16 protein-coding genes are annotated in these 15770 nt (G+C 33.6%); 2 read left to right on the top strand and 14 right to left on the bottom strand.

Features of this window, described 5'->3' with window-relative positions:
- Nucleotides 1-33: 33 nt before the first annotated feature.
- The 3 genes from Q1W72_RS14630 to Q1W72_RS14640 all read right to left on the bottom strand — a co-directional run bounded on the left by Q1W72_RS14630 (nt 34) and on the right by Q1W72_RS14640 (nt 3432).
- A complete protein-coding gene (locus Q1W72_RS14630) occupies nt 34-1716 on the bottom strand; it encodes a Na/Pi cotransporter family protein (protein WP_302136035.1) in 1683 nt (560 codons plus the stop codon).
- A gap of 170 nt (nt 1717-1886) precedes the next feature.
- Nucleotides 1887-2687 carry an NIPSNAP family protein gene (locus Q1W72_RS14635; RefSeq protein WP_099715016.1) on the bottom strand — a complete coding sequence of 267 codons (801 nt, stop codon included), beginning with the start codon at nt 2685-2687 and terminating at the stop codon, nt 1887-1889.
- 55 nt (nt 2688-2742) lie between these two features.
- The gene (locus Q1W72_RS14640; RefSeq protein WP_302136036.1) at nt 2743-3432 is read right to left on the bottom strand and encodes an aspartate/glutamate racemase family protein; all 690 of its coding nucleotides are present in this window, start codon (nt 3430-3432) and stop codon (nt 2743-2745) included.
- A 213-nt stretch (nt 3433-3645) separates the two neighbouring features.
- Between Q1W72_RS14640 and Q1W72_RS14645 the strand changes: the two genes are divergently transcribed.
- On the top strand, nt 3646-4491 hold the full coding sequence (locus tag Q1W72_RS14645; RefSeq protein ID WP_302136037.1) for a transglutaminase family protein: 846 nt from the start codon (nt 3646-3648) through the stop codon (nt 4489-4491).
- A 13-nt stretch (nt 4492-4504) separates the two neighbouring features.
- On the opposite strand, the gene Q1W72_RS14650 is transcribed toward Q1W72_RS14645, so the two are convergent.
- From Q1W72_RS14650 to Q1W72_RS14670, 5 genes are all read right to left on the bottom strand, one after another.
- Complete coding sequence (locus Q1W72_RS14650) at nt 4505-5062, bottom strand: hypothetical protein (protein WP_099715022.1); 558 nt, start codon at nt 5060-5062, stop codon at nt 4505-4507.
- Nucleotides 5063-5150: 88 nt separating this feature from the next.
- Nucleotides 5151-6071: an AraC family transcriptional regulator gene (locus Q1W72_RS14655; protein ID WP_099715024.1), complete on the bottom strand. Its 921-nt coding sequence runs from the start codon at nt 6069-6071 to the stop codon at nt 5151-5153.
- Nucleotides 6072-6140: 69 nt separating this feature from the next.
- A complete protein-coding gene (locus Q1W72_RS14660) occupies nt 6141-7151 on the bottom strand; it encodes an aldo/keto reductase (RefSeq protein ID WP_099715026.1) in 1011 nt (336 codons plus the stop codon).
- Nucleotides 7152-7338: 187 nt separating this feature from the next.
- Nucleotides 7339-7686, bottom strand: coding sequence for a nuclear transport factor 2 family protein (locus tag Q1W72_RS14665; protein ID WP_039110543.1), 348 nt, complete (start codon nt 7684-7686; stop codon nt 7339-7341).
- A 34-nt stretch (nt 7687-7720) separates the two neighbouring features.
- Nucleotides 7721-8158 carry a thioesterase family protein gene (locus Q1W72_RS14670; RefSeq protein ID WP_099715028.1) on the bottom strand — a complete coding sequence of 146 codons (438 nt, stop codon included), beginning with the start codon at nt 8156-8158 and terminating at the stop codon, nt 7721-7723.
- 255 nt (nt 8159-8413) lie between these two features.
- Between Q1W72_RS14670 and Q1W72_RS14675 the strand changes: the two genes are divergently transcribed.
- Nucleotides 8414-8800 (top strand): hypothetical protein, encoded by a 387-nt coding sequence (locus Q1W72_RS14675; protein WP_143394888.1) that lies wholly within the window; start codon nt 8414-8416, stop codon nt 8798-8800.
- A gap of 49 nt (nt 8801-8849) precedes the next feature.
- Here the strand turns inward: Q1W72_RS14675 and Q1W72_RS14680 are convergent, their stop codons facing one another.
- The 6 genes from Q1W72_RS14680 to Q1W72_RS14705 all read right to left on the bottom strand — a co-directional run bounded on the left by Q1W72_RS14680 (nt 8850) and on the right by Q1W72_RS14705 (nt 15376).
- On the bottom strand, nt 8850-9533 hold the full coding sequence (locus tag Q1W72_RS14680; RefSeq protein ID WP_099715032.1) for a 2'-5' RNA ligase family protein: 684 nt from the start codon (nt 9531-9533) through the stop codon (nt 8850-8852).
- 14 nt (nt 9534-9547) lie between these two features.
- Nucleotides 9548-10108, bottom strand: coding sequence for a TetR/AcrR family transcriptional regulator (locus Q1W72_RS14685; protein WP_099715034.1), 561 nt, complete (start codon nt 10106-10108; stop codon nt 9548-9550).
- Nucleotides 10109-10165: 57 nt separating this feature from the next.
- Nucleotides 10166-11227 carry an MBL fold metallo-hydrolase gene (locus Q1W72_RS14690; protein ID WP_302136038.1) on the bottom strand — a complete coding sequence of 354 codons (1062 nt, stop codon included), beginning with the start codon at nt 11225-11227 and terminating at the stop codon, nt 10166-10168.
- Nucleotides 11228-11405: 178 nt separating this feature from the next.
- Nucleotides 11406-12878, bottom strand: coding sequence for a serine hydrolase (locus Q1W72_RS14695; protein ID WP_302136039.1), 1473 nt, complete (start codon nt 12876-12878; stop codon nt 11406-11408).
- 80 nt (nt 12879-12958) lie between these two features.
- Nucleotides 12959-14029, bottom strand: a complete 1071-nt coding sequence (locus Q1W72_RS14700; RefSeq protein ID WP_302136040.1) for a two-component regulator propeller domain-containing protein — start codon at nt 14027-14029, stop codon at nt 12959-12961.
- Between the two features lie 207 nt (nt 14030-14236).
- Nucleotides 14237-15376 carry a hypothetical protein gene (locus Q1W72_RS14705; RefSeq protein ID WP_302136041.1) on the bottom strand — a complete coding sequence of 380 codons (1140 nt, stop codon included), beginning with the start codon at nt 15374-15376 and terminating at the stop codon, nt 14237-14239.
- Nucleotides 15377-15770 lie beyond the last annotated feature (394 nt).

The raw sequence follows: 15770 nt of genomic DNA on the forward strand, positions 1-15770 counted from the left end.
TACTAGATTACATAACAAGGCAAAGCGCAATTTTTATGTTTTGTAGATGGGAATTTCATTAAAATTTTGAGCTTGTTTTTCATCTAATAAAATGTCTTTTACAGCCATTAACATTGCCTTGTTTGAGGTAAAAAGTTCTCTGTTGAAGTTTATTACGGTTGTAATGTCAATATCTTCAATAGGTGCAAGTTGCGCCTCAGTATAAAACGTGTTGAGTGCTGAGGTGTAATTTTTTTGAATGGTGTCAAATTGAGTTTTCAGTTCTTCAAAACCCGACTTTTTATCCGTATTCAAAAATGTATTTAATTTCATGTAGAGTTCTTGAGTTTCTTTTTTATGATGCAGAAAAAATTGATATTTAATCTCTTTTGATGAGCTGCTGAGATTCGTAATGTTGCTTCCAATATCCTTTATGCTTTTTACCGCATGCATGGAACTTCGCACTGCCGAAATTAATTGGTTCAATTCTGAATTTTCATCACTATTTAATTTGGCTCTTAATTTCAAATAAAAAGCTTGTAACTCGCCTTGCAACTGTTTTAGGAATTCATATTTTTCTTCAGTAGTTTTTGCATCAAAATTTCTTTTATCATTGATTTCCGTGTAATTAATTTCTTGGTCAAGTTCATGGGTTTGGATTTTAAATAATTCCAAATTGAAAAGCATCGAGTTATGGATGAAATATCGAGTCTCTCTTCTGAATAAATCCAAAGCGGTTTCTGGTTCTGCAATTGATGCGTGGTTTATAAATGCTGCTGTCGAACCATCGGTATTTTTGAAAAAACGTTCCAAAAATGAGGTGAATAAATCCAAAACAGGAAGAAATAATACAATAGCCAACAGATTTATTAAACTCGAAAAAGTAACCAACCCAATGAGTGGATCTTTGATTTTTATAATATCGGTTATCAGTAAAAGAATAGGTCTAAGTAATATAAAAGCAATGGCAGTAATGAAAATATTAAATAATAAATTACCCAATGCCACTCGTTTTTTGGAAGCATTTCCGCCAATAGCGCTCAATACTATTTTAATGATGGTGCCCGTTTCACTACCCAGAACGATTGCCGCTGCCATGGGAAACCCTATTGCTCCTGCGTTAAGTGCGCTCAATGTAAGCGCCATAGTTACGGAGCTAGATTGAACAACCAGCGTAATCAAAAAACCAATTATCAAAAAAATTACTAATGGCTTCGAGGCATATTGTGAAAAATCAAAATAGTGAACCTGCGTTTCCATAGCCGTTTTCATGAACGAAAGCCCGATAAACATCAAACCAAATCCCAGAAGAAAATAGGAAACATATTTTATGGTTTTACGATTCCCAAGGAGGATTAGGAGAAAACCTCCTAAACAAACTGCCGGATAAGCAATCACTTCTATATTGGTTTTAAAACCTAGTGTTGCCACCAGCCAACTGGCAAGTGTTGTACCCAGATTTGCTCCCAGAATAATAGCCATTGCATTTTTCATTGTAAAAACTCCGGCGCCCACAAATGCCAATACCATCAACGAAACCATAGAACTGCTCTGTAGAATACCAGTTACTATTGTTCCGCCTGCCACGGCGCCAATGTTGTTTTTTGTGATTCGCTGCAGAAACAGTTTGAAATTTCTACCCGAAAGATTTTTTAAGGATTCCTCCACAAGATACATGGCGAAAAGGAACAGTCCCACGCCGGCGGAAAGTTTTAATATTATATTGAGGGTTTCCATAGTTAAAAATAGAACTAAAGATACTTAAAATTAATGATTTAATCTTTTCTTAATGAGGTATTTGTGCTTGTTTTGGTTCGGAAAAAAAAATAAAAATTTTAGGTTTTTAAATAAAAAAACTACAACTGTTTAAGGGTTGTAGTTTAGGATTGAAATTATGATTTGTAAAACTAATAATCAGAATAATCAGTTGGGTACAAAAAAGTAATGTCTATATGGGAAATATTGTTTTTGTATTTTTCCATAGCTATTAATCCTTTCCATTCCGGCGAATCTACAAAGGCTTTCCAATGCGAATCTCTACTTTCCTGATCTGCAAAAGTGGTCATGTACATTAAGTTTGGCATTTTGGCTCCCGAAATAACTTCGCCATAAAAAACCGCATTAAAGGCAAGGCGGTCAAAGAGTTTTACTTCACCACCAGCATTAAACATATCGACTTTGTTTTTATAAATCGCCTCGGTTGCTGATTCGTAGCTTCTCAATTCATACACTCGATTTGCTCTTGGACTGTTCAAAACGGGAGTTGACAAAAATGGATGATCTGAAAAAGCTTTCAATAAAATAGATTCGATACGCAAATATGGCGCTTGTTTATAGGAAGCGTTTAAATAAGCTGCTCCTGCAGCCAAATAGGTTTTGTCTTTGGCCAATTTATCTTCCAATCCTAGAAATTGAGTCATAGATGAAAATGGAATCACCAGCATTACTTTTTTTATCGTGTCGGTAGCGTTTGGTCTTGGTTTGAACACACCAATATTTTTAATTCCAAGTTTTTTCAAACCCGGAAGAAATGCTTCTTTCAAATACTTTTCAGTGGTTTCAACTTGTTGTTCCGTTTTGAAAATATAGGTTTTTATTTGGTAGAATTCTCTTGATGGCGCTGCGTTTTTAGAATCAGACGTTATTGTTTTAAAGCTGGTAATGGCTAAGGCGATAACCACTAGGAATAGTAATTTTCCTGTTTTCATATTTTATTTGATTTATATTTAATTCTGGTTTAGTTAAAAATTATAGCAATATATTTTAGCTTACAGCAAATGCCACTGCAGCTGCCGAATGAATTATGGCGGTATCGAAAATAGGAACGGCAATATCCTCTTGTTGAATTAATAATGGAATTTCAGTGCAACCCAGAATAATTCCTTCAGCACCATTTTCTATTAATTTATTGATGATACTGATGTAACGCTGTTTCGTATCGGGGTTAATGATTCCTTTTCCCAGTTCATGGTAAATAGTATCTTGAATAAAATCTCTGTCTTCCGACTCCGGTATACACGTTTCAATATTTTCATTGCTAAGTTTAGAGGTAAAAAAATCCAGCTCCATTGTGAATTTAGTTCCTAAAAGCCCTACTTTGGATAGATTCAATTTTTTTATTTCTTTTGTAGTTTCGGTAGCAATATGAATTACGGGTATCGTCATTTTTTCCTCAATTCTATCGGCTAAAAGATGCATTGTATTAGCACATAAAACAATAGCTTCGGCACCACTTTGTTGCAGGTTTTCACAGGCTTCTGAGAGCATAATAAATGTTGAGTCCCAATCATTGTTGTTATTGTTTCTTATAATATCTGCATAATTGAAAGAATGGATTATGCATTTAGCAAAATTGATGCCTCCCAGTTTCTCGTTTACTCCTTCATTAATAAGTTTATAATAATCAGCAGTAGAAACCCAGCTAATCCCACCAATAAGTCCCAATGTTTTCATCTTTTATTATTTTTGGATGTCGATTTAGAATCCTTTTTTCAAAACCGATCGTAATTTTTGTTGTGTTTATAAAAGTATAAAAAAAAGTATCACTTTTTTGGAATTGCATAAATAGATTCTATCCGATTTAAGAATTTGATAAAAGGGGAAATTAGCCAATAATAAATCTAATAATTTCATTTAGTGCTAATTGTAAAACTATATATTTACAAAATGAGATTTAAAGTATACAGTGAATTATCATACGAAGTTTTTTCTCCAACTACCTTTATTTTTAATATTCAGGCAGCTAAATCTTCGAGCCAAAAAATCATTTCAGAAACACTCATTGTTACACCTTCCATAAAATTTGAAGAATTTACTTTGAAAAATTCAGATACACGGTTTGTAAAAATGGAAGTGGAACAAGGCGTGTTTTTTACTGTAATTTACGAAGCAGAGGTAGAGGTCAGTTATACCGTTTATGATGAAAAAGTACTTTTGCAATCCATACCAATTATAAATCTGGATCACGAAGTATTGCCTTTTATTTCTCCAAGCAGACATTGTGAATCGGATAAATTATTGGAATTTGCCACGAATGAATTTGGATATTTGCCCAATGAATATGCTAAAGCAAAAGCCATAAAGGAATGGATTTTCAATACTGTCGAATACAAAACCGGCGTTACTAATTCCAGTACTTCAGCCTGCGATACATTACTTGATAGAGTAGGAGTTTGTAAAGACTTTGCTCATTTAGGGATTGCATTATGTCGAGCGTTAGACATACCGGCACGCTATTTTACCGGCTATGCGTATAATCTTAATCCACCGGATTTCCATGCTTGTTTTGAAGCGTATATTGGTGGACAATGGCTGTTTTTTGACCCCACTAAATTAGCTGTTGCAAATGGATTAGTAAAAATAGCGAATGGTAAAGATGCATCAGAAGTGGCGGTAGCCAGTTATTTCGGGGATGTTACTTGTACGTTCATGAAAATTCAATGTAATCCTGTTGTATCCGATTTTATACTTTTCAATTCTGAACTTGATACCAAAGCGATTTCTTATGAATGAAATTAAGAATTTTTTAATCTAAAATTTTTCTAACTGTGATTCGGTTGTCGTCTCCCATTTTCCAGATTTCTCCAAACAAAGTAACCTTTTCTCCCGTTTTAAATGCACGGTATTTTTCGGGGCTTCCAAGATTTGGAATACTGATTACAGCAAAATAAATTACGCCTTCAGTTGTTTTTATTTTGGCAGTATAGCCATCTTTTCCTTTTTCGATAGATTGAACTATTCCGGTAATTTTAGCTTCTGCAATGGTCTTCTTTTTTAGTTCCAATATTTCTCTGACAGTAATTTGTTTTTCTTTTCCCATTTTCCAAACTTCTCCTTTCACGGTAATTGTATCTCCAATTTCCGCCTGTTTGAATAACTGGGGATTATTATTCATATTAGGAATACTAATTGTTCCAAAATAAGTGCGTCCTTTTGTGTTTTCAATTGTCGCGGTGTAGCCATCTTTCCCTTTTTGAATAGCCGAAACTTTCCCACTAACGGTAGCTGTTTTTCCTGATGAGCATGATACGAAGCTTAAAATAATCAGACTTAAAAGACTGTTCTTTAGTATGGAATTTTTCATGTTTTTTGTTTTCGTGCTATGTAATAATCGCTAAATGTATCATTCCTTTTTACAAATACAATGCGTTATCAATAATACATTTTTAGGCTTAATTGAATGAGCTTCTAAATTCTAAAGGCGAAACATTGGTTTTACTTTTGAATAATTTGCTAAAAGACTGTGGGTATTCAAAGCCCAATTGGTAGGCTATTTCACTAACGGATAAAGAAGTTGTGGTCAAAATTTCTTTGGCTTTTTCAATTAACTTATCGTGAATGTGCTGCTGCGTACTTTGTCCGGTGAGTGATCGGAGCATGTCACTTAAATAATTTGGCGAGACATTCAATTGCTCTGAAATGTAGAGAACAGTTGGAAGACCAAGTTCCTGAACTTTGTTGCCATTAAAATAATCCAAAAGCAATTTTTCTAAATTACTCAACAAATCATTACTGGCATTTTTACGGGTAATAAACTGTCGGTTATAAAATCTGTTGGAATAATTGAGCAATAATTCAATGTGTGAGAGTATAACATCCTGACTAAAACCGTCTATTACAGAACAATATTCGGCATCAATATTTTGCATAATGTCCGTAATCATTGCTTCTTCTTTATCCGAAAGATGTAATGCTTCATTTACAGCATAGGAGAAAAATCCATAGTCTTTGATGCTTTTTGCCAAAGCATAATTTTGGATAAAATCAGGGTGAACGACTAACCATATCCCTGAAAGTGCTATATCTTCATCAACAACAGTCGAAATTACCTGACCCGGTGAAAAAAAAGTCATAATGCCTTCGTCAAAATCATAATAGTTTTGTCCATATTTCAATTTACCTTTAAAATCCTTTTTGGTACAAATCGAATAAAAATTATAAACGAAACTTTTTATGCTTTCATCAAAATGACATTTTATTTCATTCAGATTAATGACACTAACCAATGGGTGTTTTGGTTTAGGTAATTGCAATAAACGATGCAACTCAGAAATGGAATTGATACTATACGGAGAATGGGTCTCTTTTTTCATGATGCGAATTATAAATTCAGTAGGAAAAGTGAATAGTAAAGATAGCTTTTCCTACTGAATAATGTTATTTTATTGATCGATAGCGCCCATATTGGCAGCATCATAACGAGCACCAGTAATCGTTCCTAATGGGATAATGGTTTCTAAACGGTTTAGGTCTTCAATGCTTAATTTAATTTCGGCAGCAGCATTATTTTCTTCGATATATTTCACACGTTTTGTTCCCGGAATTGGTAAAATACCTTTTGAAACAATCCAGGCAATGGCTAATTGTGAAGGTGTTATTTCTTTTTCGGTAGCCAATGTTTTTATTTCATTTACCAAGGTAATATTTTTGTAAAATTGTTCGCCTTGAAAACGGGGTAAACTTTTTCTAAAATCAGTTTCAGGAAAATCATCAGGGCTTTTGATATCGCCAGAAATAAATCCTCGACCTAATGGAGAGTAAGCCACAAATCCGATTCCAAGATCTTGAAGTGTTTTTAAAATTCCTGTTTCTTCTACGCCACGTTCAAACAAAGAATATTCTGTTTGCACCGCAGTCAAAGGGTGAATAGTATGGGCTTTTTTTATGGTCTGCGATGAAACTTCTGAAAGTCCAATGTGACCAATTTTTCCTTCTTTTACCAATTCAGCCATTGCCGCAACAGTTTCTTCAATAGGCGTCTTTGGGTCTAAACGATGCAGGTAATACAAGTCAATATAATCAGTTCCCAAGTTTTTAAGTGAACGCTCCACTGCTTTTTTTACATAATCTTTTGTACCGTTGAATTGCCAAGTCAGTTGTTCCTTGTCATCAATTTCATAACCAAATTTTGTGGCAATGGTATATTGATTTCTGTTTCCTTTAATGGCTTTGGCGACAAGCCTTTCATTTAGTAAAGGGCCGTATAAATCTGCAGTGTCCAGGAAGTTGTATCCTAGTTCCAATGAACGGTGGATAGTAGCGATAGATTCGGTTTCATCTGCTTTTCCATAAACATCCATTCCTGCAATTTGGGTCATTCCCATACAACCCAATCCTACTTTTGGAACAAAAAGTCCTTGACTTCCCAGTTCGATTTTTTTATTAGTATTCATACTTTTTTATTTAATTGTAGATTTAAATTAACAATGCAAATGTCAGTATGATACTAAATTTAAAAGTAACCCAATCTCTTATAGTTGTATCCAAAATGAGGTAAGTTGATTTTAAAAACGATATCAGTCGCAAAACAAACCTTATTTAAATGAGATTGTGTGATGAGTTATATATTGTAGTTAAGTTTCATTTATTCATTAAATAGGATGTTAAATGTTTTATTTTCTCGCTTTGCATATGGAAAACATCGCAAAATACAGCGTCCAGTAAATCGCCATTTTTCATTTTAGATTGGACCGCACCTTCTACGATTACAATATTATTTTCTTCAATCATTCTAATAATTTGTATGGTTGGACTACCAATAAAATTGTCGTTTTCTATCTCCTTATCAAATGCTTCTTTCCCAGATAAACGAAACATTCCAGGTACTTCCCAGGTAACATCTTCAGTTAAGCAGGATAAAATTTTTTCATGGTCACTAGCCATAAAGGCTTCCATATATTTTTGTACAGTTTGCTTATTTTTTGTCATGGTTTCCAGCGTAATTTAAAGGATTGTCTTTTATTTAAAGGCTTACAAAATCGTCACTTTTAGGGAAAATACTCAGGGCTTCAATTGCAATTTCAGGAGTTGGAGAGGCTAGTTTTCGTAGTTTGGTATCCATCCAAGCACCATCAACAGTTATGGTTGCACAAAGTTTGTTGTCTTCATTCAAAAACTCATGTACAATAGACCAACGAGAAGCATCAGCATTTACTTTTGAGGTTTTGGTATGCATAAAAATTTTGTCAGAAAGTTTTATTTCTTTTCTAAAAACACATTCTTCCCTAAAAAGAATAGGTCCAAAACTTTGTGCTTGCATGACTTTCATCGTTAAACCTAAATTTTCCAGAATTTCGATACGGTGCTGTGCTCCAAAGTCATAATAAGCACTATGTCGGACATGAAAATTAGGGTCGAGATCAGACCAACGGAAGGATAATTCTTTGCTAAATGAAGTCATTGTTGTTTTATTTTAAAATTATTTTTAGGGCACTTTCAGGATTGTATTTCAATGAAAGCAGGTAGGTTTTAGAAAATCGAAAATACAAATAAAAACGGAATTTGATTACGGTAAACATTGCTTTTTAAGGCTTTTTTATGATAAGCAAGTAAATGTAAAAGAACTATTTGGGGATTATTTTATCTCAAAAAATATTGTGGCGTGTCTTTTGTATAACAAAAAAAGATTGTCTAATTCCGGATAACAGAAATAACCATGTGTATGAAAAAAATAATTGTATTGTTGTTGCTAACGAGTGGTATGTATGCTCAAGAACAAGTGTTTAACGTGCAGCGGTATTGCATAGATGAGCAGCCTTTTAAGCAAGGCGAATGTAATATTACTGGAAATGAATACTCTTTTGTGTTCTTAGACACTCAAAAGCGCGATGTAGTTTTCTTCCTCACGGCTACGAAAATGAAATATAAAATTGTTGACTCCGGTATTTTACCTCAGGATAGGAATTACACGTTTTATACTTTAGAAAATGAAAATGAACAAGTAGAAATGAGAGTAAACCAGCAGCATACAAAAATTGAATTTCTGTATCCTGATAATCACATTTATTTGACGGTAGGAAAATCTACTAAGGCAGTAAATTAATGGATTGTGTACAAACGTAACTTGCAGCAAACTTTTGTTTGCTGCTTTTTTAAATGGATTGAAATTCGTGCAATTCTTTGACAAATTCTTTCCGTTGGTACCAATCATTATAAACTAAATGGTATTTTTTAACTTTGAATTTTCCGAAATCAAAATTTCGATACTTTTCTAAAACTGCAATCAACTTTTCTGTATGACTTATTTCTTTTCGAAATCGTGCTACAGTCGAATGAGCTGTATTAATGGAATAGCGTTTGTCGATACTTTCCTCTAATCCAGAATTCGTGAAATTTGTTCTTAAGTTGTTTCTTAAATTATCTAAGGAATTAGAATTGGTAAAACCCTGAAGCATTATTGCCGATGGGGAAGCAGTAATGCCCTGAAAATTGATTACTATATTCTGTATTCCAACAAGACTTTTTTCGATAATTGCAATATAATCGGGAATCGAAATTGTTTCCAAATCAAGACCATCGTAACAAGAAATAATTGATAATACAGTGATGTGAATATCCGAACTGGGATAATAATATTGCTCCGGATCAATTTGCTTTAGTTCGTCTAAAAAGTTCTGTATGTTTTTTTTGGTTTGACTATCAGGTCGAATTAATAAAGTAATGCCAAATCTGCGATCTGAAAGCGAATCGATTTGATTGTCAATTTGATAGGTGTTCGTCACAATCTTTTCAATAGATTCGTTGTATAGCGCAGTATAATGCTGTTTTAAATCCATTTGTTAGCTTGTTTTTATGTTATCATGTCCCAAAGCAAGTCAAAAGTGTTATTAATAACGGTGTCTTGTTCGGGTTTTGAAAAGTCTTTAGCAACTAAATATTGATTGACGCTAAAAGTGTGTCCGCAGATGAGTGTAAAAATGAGTTCAACATCCATCAGCTTTATGATTTTGTCCTTTACTCCATTTTCTAAAATAACCATAATTGGTTTAATGTATTTCTGAGTTTCTTCTTCTGCAATTTGTTTTAAGTAAGGCGAAGAGTTAAATTGTTCCATGAAACGGAATTCCGTCTTGTGTTTTTGTGCCCAATGAAGTGTTGCAGAATAATAAATTTTCAAGATTCCCTGCAACGATTTTTCGTCTTTAATTATCTCCGAAATGTGTTCATTCAGACGGCTTTTAATGTCAATGTACAAAGCTTTGACTAATTCGTCTTTTGTTGGGAAAAAGTAAAATAAAGTGCCACTGGCAATGCCTGCTTCTTTTGCAATTTTACTCGTGGGTGTATCGTGAAAGCCAAACTCAACAAATAGTTTGAGCGCCGCCGCCAGTAATTTTTCTCTCTTGTCCATTATTCAGATTTTATTTTGTCAAGGGTAAATCGTAATATTCACTACTAATTGATGGGATTATTTTACACCTTTCCACCATTGGGAAAATTGTTGTGTGGTATCTTTTAAATTTACCTGTTCACCAATCATTGGTGTGATAAGGTTTAGGTTTTCTTGTTTGTTATTTTCGGTTATCAATTCCAGAGGTTCGTACCAAGGATGATTCCCGAGCGCAAATTTTGAAGAATGGACGGGGAAAATTCGTTTGGCGTTTAAGTCTTTTGCTGCTTGCAAAATTTCATCTGGCATCAGGTGAATGTATTTCCAACTCTTATCGTACTGACCGTTTTCTAAAATGGCTAAATCAAATTCACCAAACGTTTTCCCTATTTCAGCAAAATGTTTGTCGTAGCCACTATCACCACCAAGAAAAATTTGCATGGTTGGTGTTTGTAAAACATACGAGGTCCAAAGCGCTTTGTTTCTAGTTAGTCCACGACCCGAAAAATGTCTTGAAGGAACCGTATGTGCCGTAAAACCTTTGTCCAAAACTATTTTCTCGTTCCAGTCTTTTTCAATGATTTTAGTGGTGTCAAAGCCCCAATACTCAAAGTGTTCACCGGTGCCAAGACCGCAGATAATTTTTTTGATTTTGGGCTTTAGTTTTAAAATGGTTTTGTAATCCAAATGATCCCAATGGTCGTGCGAAATAAAAAGGTAGTCAATTTCGGGAATATCATCCGTTGTATAACGATCCGTTCCTTTGAAAGCTTTTGTTGAAAATGAAAATGGAGACGCAACACCACTTAAAACTGGATCAACTAAAATTCGTTTTCCATCAATTTGAATGTAGTAGGAGGAATGCCCAAACCAAACCAAAATATTTTCGTTTAGGTCTACATTCAAAAGGTCTGTTTTTTTGGTTGGAATTTCGTCAACTGGTGTAACATTTTTATGCTGCCCGAAAAAGAACTCTTTACCAACGGTATAATAGCTTGCTCCTTCCGTCAGGTCAGGTGTGATGCTTTGGTTTTGAAAAGAACCGTTTTTATAATTTGGTGATTGTTTAATTCTTTCCAATCTTTTGCCTGCAGGCAGTTTACCAAATTTTACTTGTTTTAAATAGGATAATGCACTCATTACGAATAAAGAAATTAAATAAACATACATCTATTACTGACTAATCAGTCAGTAAATGTAAATCTATTTTTTCAATTGGCAATAGTTTTTATAAAGTAGCTGGTTTTATACAATCGTGTTAGTGTCTTATTGTAGTCCTTTACCACAGGGAGTAAAGGACTTTACAATGTTCAATAATTTAAGATTTTGAAATTTCTTCCAATACTTTTTTTCCGTTTTCATTGTTTGGATCCAGTTCTACGGATTTTTTATAATTTAGTATAGCAAGCTTTTTATCTCCGTTTTTCAAATAGGCTTCTCCTAAACTGTCATAAGCATTTCCTGATTGCGGAAACGCTTCAACATTTAGTTTGAAAACTTCTATTGCTTCTTTTACTTTTCCGGTTTGTAATAATTGATATCCTGCGCTATTCATTTCATTTTCATTGATAGCATAGGTATTTGAATTTTTATTTTCTTTAAAATAAGTTAATCCAGATGCAATTCCTTTTTCCATAATTACGTCTACGAAAGCAGTAGCCAATGATTTTTTAGGCAAACTATACGGTTTATTATAAAGGATATTTCTAATCGCTTTATTCATCTCGTTTAAGTTGGTACCGCCCGTATTATTTAATAAAACCACCAGATTTTTGTCAGACGGAATACGGGAAAGCAAGGTGTTGAATCCATTTATTCCACCGCCATGCTCAATGACCATAATACTTTCATTTTTTTCTCCATTGAAAGCCTTATTGATGAACAATCCGTAACCATAATGTCCCGGTCCTGCAGGGATATAGGAATTAAATAAAAGTTCTTTATTTTTTTTCGAAAGTAACTGTTCGGTGTAAAGTGCCTGATCCCATAAATACAAATCATCTACAGTGGAATACAAGGAACCAGCAGCGTAAGGAATAGATAAATCAAGATAACTGGCATTGCTGAAGTTTTTACCGTTTTTCTCATAACCTGAAGCTCTGTTTTTCAGAATCGTTTCATGATGATCGAATCCGGTATTATTCATTTTTAGTGGGTTAAGAATATTGTCTTGTAAAAACTGCTCATAGGTTTTACCGGAAGCTTTCTCTATGATGTAACCCAATAAAAAATAACCGGAATTGCTGTACGCAAATTTTTCGCCTGGTGTAAACTCGAGTGGTAGGTCAGCGAATTTTTTCACAAATGCTTCCGGGCTGTACGGATTGATACTTAAATCTTTCACAAAATTAGGAAACGAAGTATAATTAGGAATTCCAGCGGTATGCGTCAGTAAATGATGAATGGTGATTTTATCGCCCAATGCTTTAGGATAATCAGGAAGATAGGTTGAGATAGGAGCATCCAACTTTAATTTTCCCTGCTCAACTAATTGCAGAATCAACATGGCGGTAAATTGTTTGGTAACAGAACCCAATCGGTGTTTGGTATCCGGTTGGTTCGGAATATTCCATTCCATGTTTGCCATTCCAAATCCCTTTTTATAAATGACTTTCCCTGCGTCAGCGACAAGAATGGAGCCGTTAAACTGCCCGTATTCTGAATACAGGTTCATTAACTTATCGATTTGTTCTGTTTTGGTTTGCCCAAAGGAAACCGGTATTGTAATTAGCTGGATGAATAGACCAATTAGGATTGTCTTTACTGCAAAATGCTTGGAACGTTGTTTCATGATGATTGTTGGTTTTAGTGATTGATGTTTTTTTTGTTCATTTTTATCTGTTGTTGCAAATTTTGTTTATCCGTTACAAGCTAGTGTTTATATTCCGAATAATTAATAAATGTTTTTCCATCGTAAAGGTAGAGACCTGTTTCTCTCGTACCCACCCAAAGATTTCCTGTTTTATCTTCCAAAATTGTCCAAATCCCCTGATTAATTAGTCCATCTTTTGTTGTAAAACAAGTGAAAGATTTTCCATCGTAACGGCAAATGCCACCACCGCCACCAAACCAAATATTTCCGTTTTTGTCTTCTATAATTCGCATAACCGAATCACTTAGCAAGCCATTGCTTTTTGTAAAACTTGTAAATGATTTTCCATCATAACGGTAAGCACCGCTCCAATTGCTGAACCAAATATTTCCGTTCTTGTCTTGCAATGCGGGCCAAGCCCAATTGTCGCCATTTGGTTTAAGATTGGTTATAGATTTTCCATCGTAACGAAACACACCTTTATTACCCCGTCCACCAAACCAAATGTTACCTGCTTTATCTTCTAAAATATATTCAGCATTATTGTTACTGCTCATATAGCCAACTCCACCTTCATCAATTATAAACGGAGTAAAAGATTTGCCATCGTAGATGTAAACTCCCTCAATTGTTGCGAACCATAGTTTTCCGTTTCTGTCCTGCATGATACTGAATACCTCCTGCGTTTTTTTAAACTTATTGGGAGGCAGTTTTTTTCGTAAAGGAATCTGGATTTTAGCAAATGTTTTACCATCGTAAAGACAAACTCCTGCTGGAGTACCTATCCAAATTTTACCATCTTTATCTTCCAAAATGGCATTAATATTATTACTGTTTAGACCATCGGTCACTAAAAATTGGGTAAAGGATTTTCCGTCATATTTATAAAGACCATTTTCTGTGGTGCCAAACCAAAGATTACCGGCTTTGTCCTGCAGCGCAGATTGTACATTGCCATATTTAGGCGAGCCTATGGTTTTTATAAGTTTAGGATGTGCAACAGATAGTATGTTTGATTCACTTCCTTTTTCTTTTGGTACGTCTTTTTTAGCGGGTCCGTTGCAGGCAGTGCCAAAAAGTAATAGTATCAGAAAACTAAAAACTCGCGTTTGTGAGAAATATTTTTTCATTGTTCAAATTGGCATTGAAGTTTTGTATCTATTTGTTGGTTTGGGTGTCGTTCTGCATTGGTCGCTAACGTTTTGCGGCATGTAGCAGTTGCAATGATTTATCACTGACCATTCCAAGTACAAAACTCCTTTTTGAATTTTCGAAAAAAATTCCGGAGAAGCCCAAACCTTGCAATTGCTACAAACGTGTGTTAGCTGTAGTGATTTTTAGTAATATTCAATCTCTCTTATCCATTTATATAACTTAACGCCATCAACTGTTTTTATTATTTCTGTCCAATTTTTGTTGTCATCATATTTGTATGAATATGAAATATTATACTTTACCATTTTTTTTGTTTCAAAAGACTCTTCTTCATAAGTTAAGTCACTAATTATATCAGTTTTATATTTGTATTTTTGAATGATTTTTGCATTTGCAATATCTTTTTCACAACAATATTTAGCAATTAATTGATTAGATTTGTTATATCTAAAATTATAATACGTTTGATAATCATTTTTATTACTTGTAAATCTGGTTATAAGATTATCTCCTTCATAAATATTAATTGTTTGACCACTTTCAATTACATCATTGCTATATTTATCAGAGTCTAAATCAAAAGTACGAGTTTTGACTAACCGATTTCTTATATCATATTCATTTATTAGATTTTTGTAAGTCACACCAATTGAATCTTGAACTCCATAAGAATGACTATTTCCTTCTAGTTTTTTCCAAGTATTTGGGTTTTTATAAATTATATAATCTAATTTTCCAAATTCGTTATAATGATTAATGTTTTCACTTATTGTTCCGTTATCATCAAAGTTTTTTGTTCTGATGACTTTCCCATTTTTATATTTTTTATAGTTATGTGAAAAAATATTAAGTTCTAAATTCTCGTAGATAATATTTTCATCAACATAATCTCCATATTCTTCAAAATAATGATTTCTAGTATCTATGGAATATTCTGAAGAATCAATGGTGCTAATTAAGCGTTCTTTTTTATCATAGACATATCTATATGAATTCATAAAATCATCTCTTTTTCCATACCAGTATTCTTTAATTATTTTTCTATTAGGATTAAAGAATCTTTCATAATTCAAATAATAACAAAAATTTGAAGAATACCAAGTGTCATGAAACCTTGATATTGTTGATTCTGGTCCCATAAATCCAGAATGACCATAATCATCATAATATAGTAATTGGAGATTTTCTATTTCGGTTAAGAAAATTACTTTTTCTCTAATTCTTTTGACATTTCCATAAAGTGAGTCTTTAGGAAAAGTTTGTGATTTAGCTATTGAAGTAACAAAAAGAAATATAAAAATTAAAATGATTTTTTTTTTCATTTATAGGCGAATTTTTTAGGGCATTACAGCTAACTTGTACATTCTCGCTACAAATAGCATTCTATATGTTCTGCTAATGTAGTTTATTTATTACGAATTATTGATATTGAAATTCTAAAGTAATCGAATAGAAACAAATGAACTTAGGAATCAGATTTCCTAGCCCTGATAGTAGCGGCATCCTTTATGTTCTTTCTTTAAGAACATAAAGATACAGCGGAGAGCGGGAATCAGCTCCAGATTCCGACTTCCGCCAGAATGACAAACCCTCTGAAATGTCATCTTGTCAGATTTTTTTACGCCAATTTTAACATAAACTGACAATTTAATAGTTGGTTTTGTATTGGCACAAAGATTGACTTATCGACTTCGAGTCATTAAAACAAGTATACAA

It is taken from the genome of Flavobacterium sp. ZE23DGlu08 (assembly GCF_030505335.1).
Taxonomy (GTDB): Bacteria; Bacteroidota; Bacteroidia; order Flavobacteriales; family Flavobacteriaceae; genus Flavobacterium; species Flavobacterium algoritolerans.

Excerpts from the sequence above, each read along its gene's own strand:
- Q1W72_RS14630 (WP_302136035.1), bottom strand. The coding sequence starts at position 1,716 with ATGGAAACCCTCAATATAATATTAAAACTTTCCGCCGGCGTGGGACTG.
- Q1W72_RS14635 (WP_099715016.1), bottom strand. The coding sequence starts at position 2,687 with ATGAAAACAGGAAAATTACTATTCCTAGTGGTTATCGCCTTAGCCATT.
- Q1W72_RS14640 (WP_302136036.1), bottom strand. The coding sequence starts at position 3,432 with ATGAAAACATTGGGACTTATTGGTGGGATTAGCTGGGTTTCTACTGCT.
- Q1W72_RS14645 (WP_302136037.1), top strand. The coding sequence starts at position 3,646 with ATGAGATTTAAAGTATACAGTGAATTATCATACGAAGTTTTTTCTCCA.
- Q1W72_RS14650 (WP_099715022.1), bottom strand. The coding sequence starts at position 5,062 with ATGAAAAATTCCATACTAAAGAACAGTCTTTTAAGTCTGATTATTTTA.
- Q1W72_RS14655 (WP_099715024.1), bottom strand. The coding sequence starts at position 6,071 with ATGAAAAAAGAGACCCATTCTCCGTATAGTATCAATTCCATTTCTGAG.
- Q1W72_RS14660 (WP_099715026.1), bottom strand. The coding sequence starts at position 7,151 with ATGAATACTAATAAAAAAATCGAACTGGGAAGTCAAGGACTTTTTGTT.
- Q1W72_RS14665 (WP_039110543.1), bottom strand. The coding sequence starts at position 7,686 with ATGACAAAAAATAAGCAAACTGTACAAAAATATATGGAAGCCTTTATG.
- Q1W72_RS14670 (WP_099715028.1), bottom strand. The coding sequence starts at position 8,158 with ATGACTTCATTTAGCAAAGAATTATCCTTCCGTTGGTCTGATCTCGAC.
- Q1W72_RS14675 (WP_143394888.1), top strand. The coding sequence starts at position 8,414 with ATGTGTATGAAAAAAATAATTGTATTGTTGTTGCTAACGAGTGGTATG.
- Q1W72_RS14680 (WP_099715032.1), bottom strand. The coding sequence starts at position 9,533 with ATGGATTTAAAACAGCATTATACTGCGCTATACAACGAATCTATTGAA.
- Q1W72_RS14685 (WP_099715034.1), bottom strand. The coding sequence starts at position 10,108 with ATGGACAAGAGAGAAAAATTACTGGCGGCGGCGCTCAAACTATTTGTT.
- Q1W72_RS14690 (WP_302136038.1), bottom strand. The coding sequence starts at position 11,227 with ATGAGTGCATTATCCTATTTAAAACAAGTAAAATTTGGTAAACTGCCT.
- Q1W72_RS14695 (WP_302136039.1), bottom strand. The coding sequence starts at position 12,878 with ATGAAACAACGTTCCAAGCATTTTGCAGTAAAGACAATCCTAATTGGT.
- Q1W72_RS14700 (WP_302136040.1), bottom strand. The coding sequence starts at position 14,029 with ATGAAAAAATATTTCTCACAAACGCGAGTTTTTAGTTTTCTGATACTA.
- Q1W72_RS14705 (WP_302136041.1), bottom strand. The coding sequence starts at position 15,376 with ATGAAAAAAAAAATCATTTTAATTTTTATATTTCTTTTTGTTACTTCA.